Here is a 16,074-nt window from a genome sequence, read left to right on the forward strand (position 1 = left end):
GAATAGATGCTTGCAAAAGCCCTTGAAAACAGTTTTCAGCGGGTTAACCCGCCTGACTTTCCGCTGTCACCGTCGCGCCACTGCAACAATCCGTCGATTGACAACATGCTCGCCAATCGCCGCCGGTTTCAAAAAATCCTTTAAAAGCAAAATACTTAGCGGCGTTAATTCATCTGTTCCGTTTTCTGGAAAGCATTGTTGCGTCAGACGAAAGTAAGCAGAGGAATATCAGTAATACACTTCGCTCCGGATCGACGGCACGCATCGCAGCGCGTGTTCCGTATTGCGATCTCCACGCAAAGTCTCGGAGTTATAAAGCATGAAAAAAACCCTTATCGTCGCGGGCGTTCTCGGCGCCTTCGCAGCATCGGCCAACGCCCAAAGCAGCGTCACCCTGTACGGCACGCTGGACGCCGGTCTCGTCTACACGAACAACCAGGCTGGCCACAGCAACTGGCAGCAAGGCAGCGGCACGGTGTCGGACACGTACTTCGGCCTGCGCGGCAGCGAAGACCTGGGTAACGGCCTGCACGCGATCTTCACGTTGGAGAACGGCTTCAACCTGAACAACGGCAGCTTCAAGGAAAGCAACACGCTGTTCAACCGTCAGGCGTACGTCGGTCTGCAAAGCAACCAGTTCGGCACGGTGACGCTCGGCCGTCAATATGACTCCGTCGTCGATTACCTCGCGCCGCTGTCGGCAGCAGGTTCGGGCTACGGCAACAACCTGGCCGGCCACCCGTTCGACAACGACAACCTCGACAACTCGTTCTCGATCAAGAACTCGGTCAAGTACACGAGCGCGAACTACGCCGGCCTGCAATTCGGCGGCCTGTACGGCTTCTCGAACGAAGCGAACGGCTTCTCCGACAACCGGGCATGGAGCGCGGGCGCATCGTACAAGAACGGTCCGTTGAACGTCGCGGCGGCTTACCTGCAACTGAACAACGCAGGCAGCAACAACACGGGCGGCGCGATCTCGTCGGGCGCTAACGGCGCAGCGCAACTGGCCGCACAGACGCAACGCACGTACGGCGTCGGCGCGAACTACACGTACGGTCCCGCGACCCTCGGCCTGATCTGGACGCACACGCAACTCGACAACCTGCAGAGCGCGAATGTCGGCGGCACGTTCATCAACGGTCTGTCGGGCACGAACCTGCACATGGACAACTACGAAGTCAACGGCCGCTACGCGCTGACGCCGGCTCTGGCGCTGGCCGCTGCGTACACGTTCACGGACGGCAAGGTTTCGGGTTCGAACGGCGACGGCTCGCCGAAGTGGCACACGGTTTCGCTGCAAGGCGACTACTCGCTGAGCAAGCGCACCGACGTGTACCTGGAAGGCGTCTACCAGCACGCTTCGGGTAGCCTCGGCAACTTCGGCGCAAACGTCGCGTCGATCAACACGCTGACGCCGTCGTCGACGCAAAACCAGACGGCTGTCGCAGTCGGCCTGCGTCACCGCTTCTAAGCCGTAGCCTGACGACGGCGAGGTGCCGCAGTCCGGATGACGATCCGGTCCGGCCTCTTGTGCCGCCGGCAACGCAAAAAGAAACGCGCGCGTGCTCCTTGCACGCGCGCGTTTCTTTTTGCGCGATGTCTGCACGTCGCCGTCCATCGACACATTCGTTGACACTTTTCTTTCGGTTTACTAAGTATCCGATTCATTCTGTCGTTAAATGCTCACGCGTGCAGGATTTTTCTGACAGATTGCGCGCGAACCAAGAAAACACAACGGAGAGCATATGACGACTATCAGACACGCGGGGGCGCTCGCCCTGATGCTTGCCGCGAGTTCGGCCGCACACGCGGCTTTCGAATGCAGCGGCACGCATAGCGGCTGGCGAATGCAGACATCGGACAGCTGGACAGGCACCGACAAGCTCGAGCACTTCGCCGTATCCGCGCCGTTCGGGGCGCTGGGCGCGTACGTCGCGCGCGACACGCAGCATCCCGTCATCTACGGCACGCTACTCGGCGCCGTGCCGGGCCTCGCGAAGGAAGTGATCGACGGCACCTGCACCACCGATGGCTTTTCCTACAAGGATCTTGCAGCGGACGCGCTCGGCGCGCTGACGGGCGCGGCGCTGACGCACTGGGCGATCATGTATCACCGCAACGCGCACGGCACGACGCTCGGCCTCGCCTACAGGAATACTTTCTAGCCGTCGTTGTGTGCGGCGATCCGCTTCGAATTAATTTCTAACACGATGCGCATCCTTATCAGCCTTGCGTCTGTATACTTCGGGCCAAAGCCGAGTTTGCAGTCGTTAACAGTTCATCCGAAGGATGAGCGTGGCGGCGCAAGCGGTTTCGTCGCGAAGCCTCGCGCTTCGCTTGCGCCCACGTTCCCAGCAGCACGCAGACGCCGACGACACGACCATGAAACGACTGATTCTTCTCGCCCCCATCGCCATTCTCGCCGCGTGCGGTTCGTCGCACGGCCCCGGAGCCAGCGCTTCTTCCGAACCGATGGTGTATGCATCGTCGGCGCGGCCCGCGTCGGAGATCGCGCGTTGCCTCGACAGCCGCCTGTCGCGCGTGCACGTCTCGAAGAACAACGGCGTGACCGATCTCACCGTCGGCTCTTCGTCGAACGGATCGTATTTCATCACGCTGACGCCTTCGTCCGGCGGCTCGGTGATCAAGGTCATGCGCGGCACGGGCGACGATCCGCCCGAAGAGGAAATGCGCTTTGCCATTGCACGTTGCACGACCTGATGTGTAAGTCTTCGTAACAGCAACACCCGCAGCCATAGCCCGCCTGTTTCGCGGGCTATTTTTTCGCCTGTGCTTCTGCGAAGATGGCCGCCCCGTGTTTCATCGCGCCGCTCGTCGACGCGCGACTTCAATGGCATCGAGCAAGGCACATCACGCGACAGGCTGGGCGGCCGGCGTCATCGCGGCAGCACTCGTCGCGCGCTATGGATCGCAAGGTCCGTTGCATATGTGGGCGTGGCTCGCGTTCGTGGCGGGCATGGCGGGCGCGACCGCGCCGGACTGGCTCGAAGTGGCGTGGTGGTCGCGCAGGAAACGTCTGTGGATCACGCATCGAACGGCGACGCATTGGGGCATCGGCTGGCTCGCGGCGCTGTTCTTCTCCTGGCACGCGATGCCGCATCATCCCGCGGCGGCCGTGGCTTTCGGCTTCGCGTGCGGCGGCGTGATGCATCTGCTGGCCGATTGGCCGAATCCGCTCGGCGTGCCGTGGCTCGTCGGGCGTCATTCGCTGAATCTCTGGAATAGCGGGCATTGCGATCTGATCATCGTCGCGGCGTCGTGGGCCGGTGCGTGGTTCGTCGTCTCGCGTGTCTGGATGCACGGCGCGGCACCGATGTCTCTGCTCAGACAACTACTCTAGCCTGCCGTACACGACGCTTTTTCCTACTCCCATTTGCCATGTCCGTAGGAGTGCCACACATCCGTATAATGGCAGCCCACGACGGCAGTACGCGCGACTCTTAACCACCGCGCCTTTCACGCCAATCTCGAATTTCGAACGCCTGCGATAGAGGAAAGCCCGCGTGGAGAATCTCTTCCGATCCGTGAACGCATTCTTTGCGTTCATCGCCCCCATCTCGGATCTGCTCTGGGACTTTCCGACCAACTTCGCCGCGTACGCGCGGATACCCGTACTCGGACAATTCCCGTTTGCGATCCTGTTGCTGGTCGGCGTCGGCATCTATTTTTCGATCCGTACGCGCTTCGTGCAGACGATGAACATCGGCAGCATCGTGCGCATCATGCTGCGCCGTCAGTCGTCGAATACGGGCGTCAGCGCGCTCGCGTCATTCATGCTCGGTCTCGCGATGCGCGCGGGGCCCGGCAATATCGTCGGCATTACGGGCGCGATTTCCGTCGGCGGTCCGGGCGCGCTGTTCTGGATGTGGGTCGCCGCGTTCTTCGGCATGGCGACGGCCTTCATGGAATCCGTCCTCGCGCAGCTCTTCAAGGAAAAGAAACACGACGAATTCGTCGGCGGGCTGCCGTTCTATGGGCGGCGCATTCTCGGCGACCGGCGCATCGCCGGCACATTCCTGTCGCTGGTGTTCATCGTGTATGCGCTGTTCAACGTGCCGCCGCAAACCTTCAACATCTTCACCGCGCTCGGCACGATCGCCGATACCGTCGCGGGCACGCACCTCGCGCGCCAGTCGACGGTGTATTACGTGATCGCCGCGAGCCTCGTCGTTGCGTGCTCGTTCATCATCATGGGCGGCATCCGGCGCGTAACCGCTTATACCGACGTGCTCGTGCCGATCAAGGCGACCCTGTTCTGCCTGATGTCGCTGGTCATCATCCTGATCAACCTGCCGCTCATTCCGTACTTCTTCCACGAGGTGATCGTCGGCGCGTTCGCGCCGCACGCACTGTTCGGCGGCGCGATCGGCACGGCGCTCGCGCAAGGCGTCAAGCGCGGGCTGATGTCGAACGAGGCGGGGCAAGGCACGATTACGATGGCCGCCGCTATCGCCGACAACGATCACCCGTGCGAACAGGGCTTCGTGCAAAGCCTCGGCGTGTTCTTCGACACGATGGTGATCTGCACGATGACAGGTTTCATCGTCGTGATGGCGCACGTGTGGACGGGCACGATCGACGGCCAGGCTTGGGAATCCGTGCGCGCGTCGAAGATCACGGTCTATCTGGCTTCCGTGCAGACGCTCGTTCCCGCGTCGCTTGCGCACGTCGTCAAGATCGTGATGTGCGTGTGCTATGGGCTCTTCGCGTTTACCACGCTGCTCGGCATGATTTCGTTCGCGGAGATTTCGGCGAACTTCATCTCGCGCAGCCACACGTTCATCACGGGCATTCGCGTAGCCGGTTCGCTCGTGTTCGTGCCGTTCGGCGCGCTGACTGTGCTGGCGGGGCTCGAATTGCCGAACCTGTGGGCGTTGTCCGATCTGATGAACATCGTGATGGTGCTGCTCAATGTCCCGATCGTGCTGCTCGGGCAAGGGCTCGTCTACAAGGCGCTCGCGCACTATCGGACGAAACGCGGCGGACCGTTCGTGTCGGAGCAGATCGGCGTGCGCACCGAGTACTGGACGGCCGGACAGCGCATCGCTGTTCAGCAGGCCGTCGACGCACCGAAAGAGCGCGTCGAAACGTGACGCGCCCGCCTCACACTACGTTTTTTTCGACGATCGGCCGGTTCTCCAGCACGCGCGCAAAACCGAGCGACGAAAGATCGAGCGTCGTGTAGCGGCCGTGCAGAATCAGTTCGCTGACACCGCGCCCGGTCGCCGGGCCTTGCTGCAATCCGTGGCCGCTGAAACCGTTGGCGAAGATGCAATTATCGATGTCCGGGTGGTGGCCGATGATCGCGTTCTGATCGAGCACGTTGTACTCGTAATAGCCCGACCAGCAATGCTCGACCCGCAACGCTTCGAACTGCGGCACGCGATGCGCGAGCGTCGGCCATATCACGTCGTCGAACAATGCGTGATCGACTTCGTCGAGGGGGAGATCGTCGGGATCGTTATCCGCCGAAGGCGACGTGCCGCAGATAAACGACGTGCCCTCAGGGCGGAAATACACGCCCGTCGGATCGATCAGCAGCGGACAAGGCCCGAGCTTCGCCGGTGAGCTGACGTTAAAGATGCTGCGGCGGCGCGCATACACGGGCAACTCGATGCCCGCCATCGACGCCACGCGCCGCGACCACGCGCCCGCCGCGTTGACGACGACGTCGCACGCAAACGTCTCGCCGCTCGCGGTCGAAACGTGCGTAACGCGCCGCCCTTCGCGATGCAGCGCCGTCACATCGTCGGCGACATAGCGCGCGCCCAGCGCCTGCGCCTTCTTGCGCAGCGCCTGCACGAGACCGTAGCCGTCGAACCAGCCTTCGCCCGTTTCGCCGAATGCGCCCGCGCTCAGATCGTCGGTGTTGAGCCACGGAAAGCGCGCGCCCAGCGCCGTGCTGTCGAGCAGCGTGATGTCCGCGCCGAGACGCTTCTGCAGCGCGTGATTCTCGCGCAGCGTCGCTTCGCCCGCAGGCGTCGCGAGGAAAAGATAGCCGCCTTCGTGAAGATCGATGGAAGGCTTCGTGCCGTCGATCTCAAGCCGTTCGCCGATCGTCCGCAAGAACTCGATGCCGTACAGCGACATCTCGATCGACAACGGCGTGGAGAACTGCTGCCGGATCGACGCCGCCGACAACGCCGACGACGAGCGCGCATAAGTCGGATCGCGTTCGATCACCGTGACGCTGACGCTCGGGTCCGACAGACGCAAGAAATACGCGATCGAACTGCCGATCACGCCTCCACCGACAACGACGACTTTCGAACTCACAGGCCACCTCAGACGAAGCGGGTCGGCGGACAACGCATGTCCGCGACGGGCTGAAAAGCGATATTGGATCGAACACCGGACAGCGGCACGTTACGGCACACGAAGGCCGAACGCGCCGCGCCGAAACATCAGCCGATGTTGAAGTCGATGCCCTGCGCGAGCGGCAGCGCCGACGAGTAGTTGACGGTATTCGTCGCGCGGCGCATGTACGCCTTCCACGCATCCGAACCGGACTCGCGCCCGCCGCCCGTTTCCTTCTCGCCGCCGAACGCGCCGCCGATTTCCGCGCCGCTCGGTCCGATGTTCACGTTCGCGATGCCGCAGTCGCTGCCCGAGTCCGACAGGAAACGCTCGGCTTCGCGCAGGTCCGTCGTGAACACGCACGACGACAGGCCGTGATGCGCTGCGTTGTTCATCGCGACGGCATCGTCGAAGTCCTTGTAGCGCAGCACGTAGAGAATCGGCGCGAAGGTTTCTTTGAGCACGACGGCTGTTTGCGACGGCATTTCGACGAGCGCCGGACGCACGTAATAGCCGTTCTCGTAGCCTTTCACTTCGACGCGCTCGCCGCCCGTCACCTTGCCGCCTTCGGCTGCCGCCTGTTGCAGCGCTTCCTGCATGCGCGCGAACGACTGCTTGTCGATCAGCGGTCCCATCAGCGTGCCCTTTTCGAGCGGATTGCCGATCGGCACCTTCGCGTACAGCTGCTTCAGACGCTCGACGGTCTGCTCATACACGCTCTCGTGCACGAAAAGTCGGCGCAGCGACGTGCAGCGCTGACCCGCCGTGCCGACCGCCGAAAACAGGATGCCGCGCAGCGCGAGTTCCTGATCGGCCGTCTGCGCGACGATGCCTGCATTGTTGCCGCCGAGTTCGAGCAGCGAGCGGCCGAAGCGCTTCGCCACTTCGACGCCGACCGTGCGGCCCATTTCCGTGCTGCCCGTCGCACTGACGATCGACGCGCGCGGGTCCGCGACCAGCTTCGCGCCGACGTCGCGTCCGCCGTTGACGACGGCTGTCAGGCCCGCGGGCGCATCACCGAATTCCTTCAGTGCTTCGTTGAGGATCTGGTTGACGGCGAGCGCCGTCAGCGGTGTTTTCTCCGACGGCTTCCATACGACAGCATTGCCGCACACGAGCGCCAGCGCCGCATTCCACGACCACACGGCCGCCGGGAAATTGAACGCCGAGATCACGACGCAAGTGCCCATCGGATGCCACGATTCGGCCATCCGGTGGCCCGGGCGCTCCGAGGCGATCGTCAGACCGTACAGCTGGCGCGACAGGCCGACCGCGAAGTCGCAGATATCGATCATTTCCTGCACTTCGCCGAGGCCTTCCTGCAGGATCTTGCCCGTCTCCAGCGTGATGATGCTGCCGAGCGCCTGCTTCTTCTCGCGCAGACGCTGGCCCAGCAGACGCACGAGTTCGCCGCGGCGCGGCGCGGGCACGTTGCGCCATTGCTCGAAGGCCTGCTTCGCGTTGGACAGAATGCCGTCGACGTCCGCCGCCGTCTGGCTGGCCACGCGGCCGATGAGTTCGCCCGTGATGGGCGAGTGGACAGCGATATCGCCTGCTTGCGCTGCGTCTGCGATGCCGAGATCGGCAAGGATGCTCGATGCGTTCATCTTGATTCCCTTATTTCCGATACGAAACAAAAGTAAGTCCGGAAACTATACACGCCGTGATTTATGTCGACAAGCGGCGCTGCGACATGATTTTGCGAGATCGGCCAGTGCCTGAAAAATCGCAAAATACGAGGGTTTTCCCGGGTTTTTGCCTGCGATACTTCCCAGCGCAGCACAGCTTCGGGCACACTCTCCAGATTCGTTTCAGATCGGAAATAAGCAGGCCTGGATGGCCCCGGACACCTTCAGCACGGACGTCCGCGAGATGCTGGATGTTATGATCGGAAACACGAAAAGTCTTACCCCGCAAGTCGCTCATATTCATGGATACCTCGCTCACCAAGTCGTCCGAATCCTCGACGTCCGATCTCGGCCGCCGCGTGCGCGCCGCGCGGCTCGCCCACGATCTGACGCTCGAAACAGCGAGCCGTTTGTGCGGCGTGTCGCGCTCGACGTTATCGAAAATCGAAAACGGCCTGATGTCGCCGACCTTCGACGTGCTGCAAAAGATCGTCGTGGGACTGAAGATCGATCTGGGCGAACTGTTCGGCTCGACGCCGAAGCTGAATGCAAGCGGCCGGCGCGCGCTCACGCGCAAGGACGCCGGTCAGCGTCACGCGTATCGCGGCTATCAGATGGAACTGCTGGCGACGGACCTCGCGCACAAGGCGATGCTGCCCTTCCGCATCCGGATCACGGCGCACACGCTTGACGCGTTCGACGACTGGGGCCGCCACGAAGGCGAAGAGTTTCTGTATGTGATTAGCGGCAGCGTGTGCCTGTACTCGGAGCTGTACGCGCCGACGCATCTGAATGCGGGCGACAGCCTCTACTTCGACAGCCGCACAGGTCATGCGGCCGTCTCGACGAGCGACGAAGACGCGGAAGTGCTGTGGATGGCGACCAATGCCGATCTGCCGCACGCGGGCGGCGGCAATACATCGAAGAAGTAAGGCCTAAAACAGGGTCTTTTATGAAGTCGAACGCGCCTGCGCGAGCGCGCTGAGATTGCCTTCGCCAAAACCGTGATGGCCTTTGCGCTGCACGATCTCGAAGAAAATGTCCCCTTCGCGGCGCCGCACGAACGTCTGAAAGAACAGCAGCGGCATGCCATCCGCGCCGATCTCGCCGTCGACGAGAATCCGGCCGCGCTTCAAGCGCTCGATATCGAGCCCATGCCCCGGCAAACGCGCGTCGATCTGCTCGTAGTACGCAGCCGGCGGCTCGACCAGTTCGATGCCGTTGGCCAGCAGCTGGTCGACGCACGCGAAGATGTCGTCGGTGGCGAGCGCGATGTGCTGCACGCCCTCGCCCGGATGATCGGGCAGATACTCGTGCATCAGGCTCGTGCGGCGCGTGCCTTCCTCGTACAGCGGAATGCGGATCGCGCCACACGGCGACACCATCACGCGCGATTCCGCCGACACATGCCAGTTCGCGTGCAGCTCGTGAATTTCGCGGAAATTGAGCAGCTCGCGATAGAAATCGATCCACTCCTGCATGCGGCCCGCGCCGACCGTTTGCGTCAGATGATCGACGGCCACGAGACCCGTGCCGACGTGACTCAGATCGGCTTGCGCGGTGCTGACTTCGATCGGACGAAAGTCGATGTCGAAGATGGAAATGTCGCCGAGGCCGCCTTGCTGGCCGCCGCGCCCGCGCCAGCGGTCGATGAAATAGATGTGCGAATCGCCGATGCCCTGAATGGCGGGAATCGTGAGTTCGCCCTTGCCGATGCGCTCGCCTTCGAACGACCACGCGCCGAGTTCGGTTGCGCGGTCGTAAGCGCGCTGGGCATCGGCGACGCGAATGCCGATCGCGCAGATGCCGACGCCGTATTCTTCCGCGTAACGCTCGGCGAACGAATCCGGCTCGGCATTCAGCAGGAAATTCATGTCGGCCTGACGGAACAGCGTCACGTCCTTGCTGATATGACGCGCGATCGGCTTGAAGCCGAGCTTCACGAACGTATCGGCAAGTATTTGCGGGTTGCGCGCCGCGAATTCGACGAACTCGATGCCGGCTGTGCCGAGCGGATTGTGCTCCGGGTCCGCGACGGCCTTGAGCGCGTCGTTAGGGGTCGGCAGGTCGCTGGGCATGTGCATCTCCATGATCGTGCGATTTCAACTCGGCAGACAAACAGGTCGGGGGCGTCGCGCATCGTGTTTTACACCGCGCGGCGGCACTCGTGCAACCCTCAATTTTGTACTATTCGGTTCAAAGATGCACCTATCGGCGCGATGTGCCCGACAATGGCTTCGCGGCGCTGTCGTTCGTCTCTTTGGCCGCGCCGCCCTTCACGCGGCCCTTCGCAGTTTTTCCTCGCGCGCGCTGTCCTTCTTCGGCGCGCCCCTGCGCATTGCGCGCGAGCCGTTCGCGCGCAACCTTGCGCACGGCCTCGATCAGCGCGCGGCCAACGGGCGTCGGCTGCGTATCCGAGCGCAGGATCAGACCGACAGGTTCCTCGGTGCCCGCGACGGGCAACGGCAACGGCGTCAGCAAGCCATGCGCCAGTTCGTACTCGATTGCGCTGCGCGGCACGAACCACACGGCGTCGTTTTCCAGCGCGAGCGCGCGCCCGACCGACACCGACAGCACCTCGACGAACGACGACAGCGGCGGCACCGCCCACGCGCGCAACAGGCTTTCCGCCGACTGCCGGATCAGCGTGCCGTACGGCGGCACGACCACGCAAAAATCGAGCAAATGTGCAGCCGGCGACGCCCCGCCCGACGCCAGCGGATGCCCCGCGCGCACGACGGCGATCAGCGGCTCGCTGTACAGCTGCTCGAACGTGAGGCCGACCATCCGCTCGGGATCGGCCAGCCGGCCGACGGCGAATTCGATCGAGCCCGCTTTCAGGCGCTCCAGCAACTCGGTGTTCGAACCCGTCTTGAACCGCACGATCGCGTTCGGCCACTGCTCGCCGAAGAGCCGCATCACGGGCGGCACGAGCGACGTGGCGACGGTCGGCAGCACGCCGATATCGAGCGTCGCAGCCGTTTCGCCCTCCACACGCGCGAGCAGGTCGACGCCCTGGCGCAGCGCGCTCACGCAGGCGCTCGCGTGCGGCATGAAGAGTTGCCCTTCGCGCGTCGGCACCGCGCCATGCCGGCCGCGCTCGAAGAGCCGCACGCCTAATATTTCTTCAAGCTCGGCGACCGTCTTCGAGACGGCCGGCTGCGTGATCGACAGGCTCTCCGCAGCCTTCTGCACGCCGCCGAACTGCGCGACGGCCAGAAAGCACTGTAGATGCCGGAATTTGACGCGGCTGTCCGCGAGGCTTCGTTGCATAACGGATCGTTATACGAGATACGAAAAAACGTCATTTTGCATAACTTCTTCGCTTCTATAAAGTCACGTCATCCACTATCCATAAACGAATCCCCAAGGAGACAGCTGATGGACGATTCCATTCTGAGTCCGCGCGACTTCCCCTCGCATCCCGCCTATGTCCATGCGCCGTATGGATCGTCCGTCAAGCGCGGCCCGACGCTGCCGCTGATTCCCCTGAAAGAACGCCTGCGCGACCAGCGCGTGCCCGTCTACGGCGCGGAAGATCTCGGCGCGCTCGATAACGACCTGACGCGCAATGCCGCGAAGAACGGCGAGCCGCTCGGCGAACGCATCATCGTGACGGGCCGCGTGCTCGACGAAGGTGGCCGTCCGGTACGCAATACGCTCGTCGAAGTGTGGCAGGCGAACGCCGCCGGCCGTTACGTGCACAAGAACGACCAGCACGACGCGCCGCTCGATCCGAACTTCCTCGGCGCAGGCCGCTGCCTGACCGACAACGACGGCCGTTATCGCTTCATGACGATCAAGCCGGGTGCGTATCCGTGGGGCAATCACCCGAACGCGTGGCGTCCGAATCACATCCACTTCTCGCTGTTCGGCGATTATTTCGGCTCGCGTCTCGTCACGCAGATGTACTTCCCCGGCGATCCGCTGCTCCAGTACGACCCGATCTTCCAGGGCACGCCCGAAGGCGCCCGCGACCGTCTGATTTCGCGCTTCACGCTCGACGTGACGCAAGAGAACTACGCGCTCGGCTACGAATTCGACATCGTGCTGCGCGGTCCGAACGAAACCCCGATGGAGCGCTAATCATGACGACGCTTAAGCAAACCCCTTCGCAAACCGTCGGGCCGTACTTCGCCTATGGCCTGTGCCCGCAGCAGTACAACTTCGATCTGAAGAGCCTGTTTACGGGTGTTGTGGCCGATCGCGAGGCAGCGGGCGAACACATCACCGTGGTCGGTCAGGTGTTCGACGGCGACGGCGCCATCATCGGCGATGCGATGATCGAAGTGCAGCAGGTGGACAGCGAAGGCCGCTATCCGGCGTCGCGAGAAGAAGTGGCGAAGACGGGCTTTCGCGGTTTTGCGCGCTTCGGCACGGGCACGGATCCGCAGAAGCGATTTATCATCGAAACGGTGAAGCCGGGCCGTGCGTCGCCCGACGAAGCGCCGCATCTGAACGTGATCGTGACGATGCGCGGCATGCTGCTGCATACGTTCACGCGCGTCTATTTCGACGACGAAGCCGCTGCGAACGACAAAGACCCCGTGCTCGCCAGCGTGCCCGCCGAACGCCGCGCGACGCTCGTCGCAAAGCGCGAATCGAACGCGGGCAATGCCGTCTATCGCTTCGACATCCGCATGCAAGGTCCGAACGAAACGGTGTTCTTCGACCTGTGATGCAATGCACGGCATGTGAACCTCGCGAGCGTTTTATGCAAGGTTCATCGCCAGTTCATAAATGAGCGTTAGGATGCGTTGCGCGAGTCAAATCGCGCAACGAAACTCCGAGCAGTTTTTGGATGCCCGCTTCGACGCGGGCTTTTTTTCGTCCCGCTCCCGCTTCCGGCTTTAGCGCGCGACGTTTGACAATCAGCTGCGGTAATCGGAAACGGAATTGTCGATGAGGCGCAAGGCCGCTTCCCACGCGAGTTCCGCGATGCCCTCTTCGTCGTCGCGCGCGAACTGGCTCGCGGTGAGCTTGCGTACGTGCTCGGGCGGCAGCGTCAATTCCGCATTGCCCGCGAGCGCATCGATCTGGATCTGGCACGCGCGCTCGAGAAAGTAGATTTCCTGAAACGCCGTCGCCGCCGATTTGCCGCCTGCCAGCAAGCCGTGATTGCGCAGGATCATTGCATTGCAGGTGCCGAGATCGGCAACGAGCCGTTCGCGCTCGCCGAGATCGAGCGCAATGCCTTCGTAGTCGTGATACGCGAGCACGCCGTAGAACTTCAGCGCATGCTGGCTGATGGGCAGCAAGCCCTGCTTTTGCGCCGCCACGGCCGACCCCGCCGACGTATGCGTATGAATCACGAAGCGCATGTCGGGACGCGCCATGTGTACCGCGGAATGAATCGTGAAGCCGGCCGCATTCACGCGATAACGCTTCGGATCGGCAGCAACGCTATCCGCGGCTTCGACGACGCGCCCGTCGCGATCGATCTTCACGAGATCCGACGCGCGCATCTCGTGAAAGAGCACGCCATAGCGGTTGATCAGAAAGTGATGGTCGGGACCGGCCACGCGCGCGGTGATGTGCGTGTCGATCAGATCCGTCATGCGGAAATGCGCGACGAGCCGATAGAGCGCGGCAAGCTCGCACCGCGTCGCCCATTCTTCGCTGCTATAAGCGGTCTGCTGCATGGTCGTGCCGGACATGACGATGTCTCCGTGAAAACAGTCGTGCGGCGTCTGAACGAAAAGCAGAAACGCAAAAGAGACAGGCGCTCGCGTAAGCGGCGCTCAGACGCGAAAGTGCTCGATATCCTGACCGGCGTTGATGGCGCGTGTGAGCCAGTCGGGACGGTCGCCCGTGCCGTCCCATTCGTGGCCGAATGCATCGCGGTATTTCGGCACGGCGGCGTCGGCGATAAGCGCCGCTTCGAGCGCATCGAGCGTAATGCCGAATTCCTCCATACGGCGACGGATCCATAAGATCAGCCGCTCACGCGCTTGACCGTCGAGGTCGAGCGTCCGATGTTCCTCTCGCTCTTTCATAACGTGCCGATAACGTTTCGAATGACGCTGCCCAATAAGCACGCGTTAAATAGATTAAAGGCTTCGCACTGGCAGCGAAGCCTAAATACGCATCCAGCCATTTCTGCCGACAGAAGATGTCGGCGCTATTCGACGGATTGAATGGCGGCGAAAACTCGCACGATGCGTACCTGAATTTCGCCATCGACCTTGAGAACCAAGGTCGCTTCCCTGAATTACTTTGATTCTAGCATCCCTTTGCGCGATCGCGCGCCGAAGCCACGCTCAGATATGTGCGGAAAGCGGCATGGGCTCTACGTTTGCGACGAACGCACTGCGCGCGCACATCATAAGCATGCTAGGTTTTTCCCGGCTCCTGATCGATCGCACTCGACGACTTCACACGTGCGCGCAATTCGAATTTCTGGATCTTACCCGTCGATGTTTTCGGTAATTCGCCAAAGAATACCGCTTTAGGCAATTTGAATCCGGCGAGCAATTGACGGCAATGCGCGATGATTTCTTCGGCGTTAGCGTCCATGCCCTCTTTCAGTTCGACGAATGCGCATGGCACTTCGCCCCATTTCGGGTCGGGCATCGCGACGACGGCCGCGACCGACACAGCCGGATGCCGGTACAACGCATCTTCGATTTCAATGCTCGAAATGTTCTCGCCGCCTGAAATGATGATGTCCTTGCTGCGGTCCTTGATGCGCACATAGCCGTCATCCGTGATCACGCCGAGATCGCCCGTATGGAACCAGCCGCCGCGAAATGCAGCTTCCGTTGCACGCTCGTTCTTCAGATAGCCCTTCATGCAGATGTTGCCGCGGAACATCAGTTCGCCGATCGTCTCGCCGTCGCGCGGCACGGGTTCGAGCGTGTCGGGGTCGAGCACGTCGATAGCCGCCTGCAGGTGATACCGCACGCCTTGACGTGCGTTGAGGCGCGCGCGCTCGTCGTCGTCGAGCGCATCCCATGCGTCCTGCTTCGCGCAGACGGACGCGGGCCCATACACTTCCGTCAGTCCATATACGTGCGTCAGATCGAAGCCGATCGACTTCATGCGGGCGATCACGGCAGGCGACGGCGCCGCGCCCGCGACCATCGTCGACACGCGATGCCCAATGCCTTCGCGCCATTCGGCAGGCGCATTCGCGAGCGCACTCTGCACGATGGGCGCGCCGCAATAGTGCGTGATGCGCTCGCGGCGAATCAGCTCGAATACGAGCTTCGGATCGAACTTGCGCAGACACACGTTGACACCCGCGCGCGCCGCGACGGTCCACGGAAAACACCAGCCGTTGCAGTGGAAAAGCGGCAACGTCCACAAATACACCGCATGCTTGGGCATATCCCATTCGAGGATATTGCTGAGCGCATTCAGATACGCACCGCGATGGTGATACACGACGCCCTTCGGCTCGCCCGTCGTGCCCGACGTGTAGTTCAGAGCAATGGCGTCCCATTCGTCGGCGGGCGGCGTCCATGCGAATTGCGGATCGCCTTGTTGCAGGAACGCTTCGTAGTCGGTCGCATTGGGAAAGTAGCGAGCGTCGGCGGGCATTGCATCGCTGACGCTGATGATGCGCAATTGCGGACACTCGCGCGCGGCGCGTAACGCGAGTTCACCGTATTCCGTATCGACGATCAGCGCCTTCGCCTCGCCATGTCGCAGCATATAGAGGATCGACGCGATATCGAGCCGCGTGTTTAGCGTATTGAGCACGGCGCCCGCCATCGGCACGCCGAAATGCGCTTCGATCATCGGCGGAATATTGGGCAGCAGCGCCGCGACGGTATCGCCACGTCCGATGCCTGCAAGTTGCAACGCGCTCGCAAGACACCGCGCGCGCTCGTAGGTTTCGCGCCACGTGCGGCGGATGTCGCCATGCACGACGGCGAGCCGGTCGCCATAGACTTCCGCGGCACGCGCGATGAAGTCGATCGGCGTCAGCGGAACATGATTGGCCTCACGACGTGCGAGGCCCGCATCGTACATATGCGTCATGACAGTGTCTCCCGGCTCATGCGCGGTAGTGGTGGCGGAGTTGTTTTCTTTAGCGAAGCGCATTGCATCGCGCGCAACAGCAGTCGCTATTATCGACCGTTGCAAAAGAATGTAGTGCCCGAACGAGCACGGCGCAGAA

General features: G+C 62.3%; 15 protein-coding genes. 8 read left to right on the forward strand and 7 right to left on the reverse strand.

Annotated elements, in window-relative coordinates; all coding sequences use genetic code 11:
* Positions 1-319 precede the first annotated feature (319 nt).
* The 5 genes from QEN71_RS14780 to QEN71_RS14800 all read left to right on the forward strand — a co-directional run bounded on the left by QEN71_RS14780 (position 320) and on the right by QEN71_RS14800 (position 5,117).
* On the forward strand, positions 320-1,474 hold the full coding sequence (locus tag QEN71_RS14780; protein ID WP_201651165.1) for a porin: 1,155 nt from the start codon (positions 320-322) through the stop codon (positions 1,472-1,474).
* A gap of 274 nt (positions 1,475-1,748) precedes the next feature.
* Positions 1,749-2,168 (forward strand): hypothetical protein, encoded by a 420-nt coding sequence (locus tag QEN71_RS14785; RefSeq protein WP_201651166.1) that lies wholly within the window; start codon positions 1,749-1,751, stop codon positions 2,166-2,168.
* 217 nt (positions 2,169-2,385) lie between these two features.
* The gene (locus QEN71_RS14790; protein WP_201651167.1) at positions 2,386-2,724 is read left to right on the forward strand and encodes a sugar ABC transporter ATPase; all 339 of its coding nucleotides are present in this window, start codon (positions 2,386-2,388) and stop codon (positions 2,722-2,724) included.
* Between the two features lie 130 nt (positions 2,725-2,854).
* Complete coding sequence (locus tag QEN71_RS14795; protein ID WP_201651168.1) at positions 2,855-3,364, forward strand: metal-dependent hydrolase; 510 nt, start codon at positions 2,855-2,857, stop codon at positions 3,362-3,364.
* Positions 3,365-3,527: 163 nt separating this feature from the next.
* Positions 3,528-5,117, forward strand: coding sequence for an alanine/glycine:cation symporter family protein (locus tag QEN71_RS14800; protein ID WP_201651169.1), 1,590 nt, complete (start codon positions 3,528-3,530; stop codon positions 5,115-5,117).
* A gap of 10 nt (positions 5,118-5,127) precedes the next feature.
* Here the strand turns inward: QEN71_RS14800 and QEN71_RS14805 are convergent, their stop codons facing one another.
* Complete coding sequence (locus tag QEN71_RS14805) at positions 5,128-6,300, reverse strand: NAD(P)/FAD-dependent oxidoreductase (RefSeq protein WP_201651170.1); 1,173 nt, start codon at positions 6,298-6,300, stop codon at positions 5,128-5,130.
* Positions 6,301-6,428: 128 nt separating this feature from the next.
* The gene (gene amaB / locus QEN71_RS14810; protein ID WP_201651171.1) at positions 6,429-7,928 is read right to left on the reverse strand and encodes an L-piperidine-6-carboxylate dehydrogenase; all 1,500 of its coding nucleotides are present in this window, start codon (positions 7,926-7,928) and stop codon (positions 6,429-6,431) included.
* 323 nt (positions 7,929-8,251) lie between these two features.
* On the opposite strand from amaB, the gene QEN71_RS14815 reads away from it, so the two are divergent.
* Positions 8,252-8,881, forward strand: a complete 630-nt coding sequence (locus QEN71_RS14815; RefSeq protein WP_201651172.1) for a helix-turn-helix domain-containing protein — start codon at positions 8,252-8,254, stop codon at positions 8,879-8,881.
* Between the two features lie 18 nt (positions 8,882-8,899).
* Here the strand turns inward: QEN71_RS14815 and QEN71_RS14820 are convergent, their stop codons facing one another.
* Complete coding sequence (locus QEN71_RS14820) at positions 8,900-10,027, reverse strand: 4-hydroxyphenylpyruvate dioxygenase family protein (protein WP_201651173.1); 1,128 nt, start codon at positions 10,025-10,027, stop codon at positions 8,900-8,902.
* Between the two features lie 130 nt (positions 10,028-10,157).
* Positions 10,158-11,222 carry a pca operon transcription factor PcaQ gene (gene pcaQ, locus QEN71_RS14825; RefSeq protein ID WP_223957114.1) on the reverse strand — a complete coding sequence of 355 codons (1,065 nt, stop codon included), beginning with the start codon at positions 11,220-11,222 and terminating at the stop codon, positions 10,158-10,160.
* A 108-nt stretch (positions 11,223-11,330) separates the two neighbouring features.
* On the opposite strand from pcaQ, the gene pcaH reads away from it, so the two are divergent.
* Both pcaH and pcaG read left to right on the forward strand, forming a co-directional pair.
* On the forward strand, positions 11,331-12,035 hold the full coding sequence (gene pcaH, locus QEN71_RS14830) for a protocatechuate 3,4-dioxygenase subunit beta (protein ID WP_201651174.1): 705 nt from the start codon (positions 11,331-11,333) through the stop codon (positions 12,033-12,035).
* Between the two features lie 2 nt (positions 12,036-12,037).
* Complete coding sequence (pcaG, locus tag QEN71_RS14835) at positions 12,038-12,628, forward strand: protocatechuate 3,4-dioxygenase subunit alpha (protein WP_201651175.1); 591 nt, start codon at positions 12,038-12,040, stop codon at positions 12,626-12,628.
* 192 nt (positions 12,629-12,820) lie between these two features.
* On the opposite strand, the gene QEN71_RS14840 is transcribed toward pcaG, so the two are convergent.
* The 3 genes from QEN71_RS14840 to QEN71_RS14850 all read right to left on the reverse strand — a co-directional run bounded on the left by QEN71_RS14840 (position 12,821) and on the right by QEN71_RS14850 (position 15,935).
* Positions 12,821-13,591, reverse strand: coding sequence for a class II aldolase/adducin family protein (locus QEN71_RS14840; protein ID WP_201651255.1), 771 nt, complete (start codon positions 13,589-13,591; stop codon positions 12,821-12,823).
* Positions 13,592-13,690: 99 nt separating this feature from the next.
* Positions 13,691-13,945, reverse strand: coding sequence for an H-NS family nucleoid-associated regulatory protein (locus QEN71_RS14845; RefSeq protein ID WP_201651176.1), 255 nt, complete (start codon positions 13,943-13,945; stop codon positions 13,691-13,693).
* Positions 13,946-14,282: 337 nt separating this feature from the next.
* Complete coding sequence (locus QEN71_RS14850) at positions 14,283-15,935, reverse strand: acyl-CoA synthetase (RefSeq protein WP_201651177.1); 1,653 nt, start codon at positions 15,933-15,935, stop codon at positions 14,283-14,285.
* Positions 15,936-16,074: the final 139 nt, after the last annotated feature.

Source organism: Paraburkholderia sabiae, from assembly GCF_030412785.1.
Taxonomy (GTDB): Bacteria; Pseudomonadota; Gammaproteobacteria; order Burkholderiales; family Burkholderiaceae; genus Paraburkholderia; species Paraburkholderia sabiae.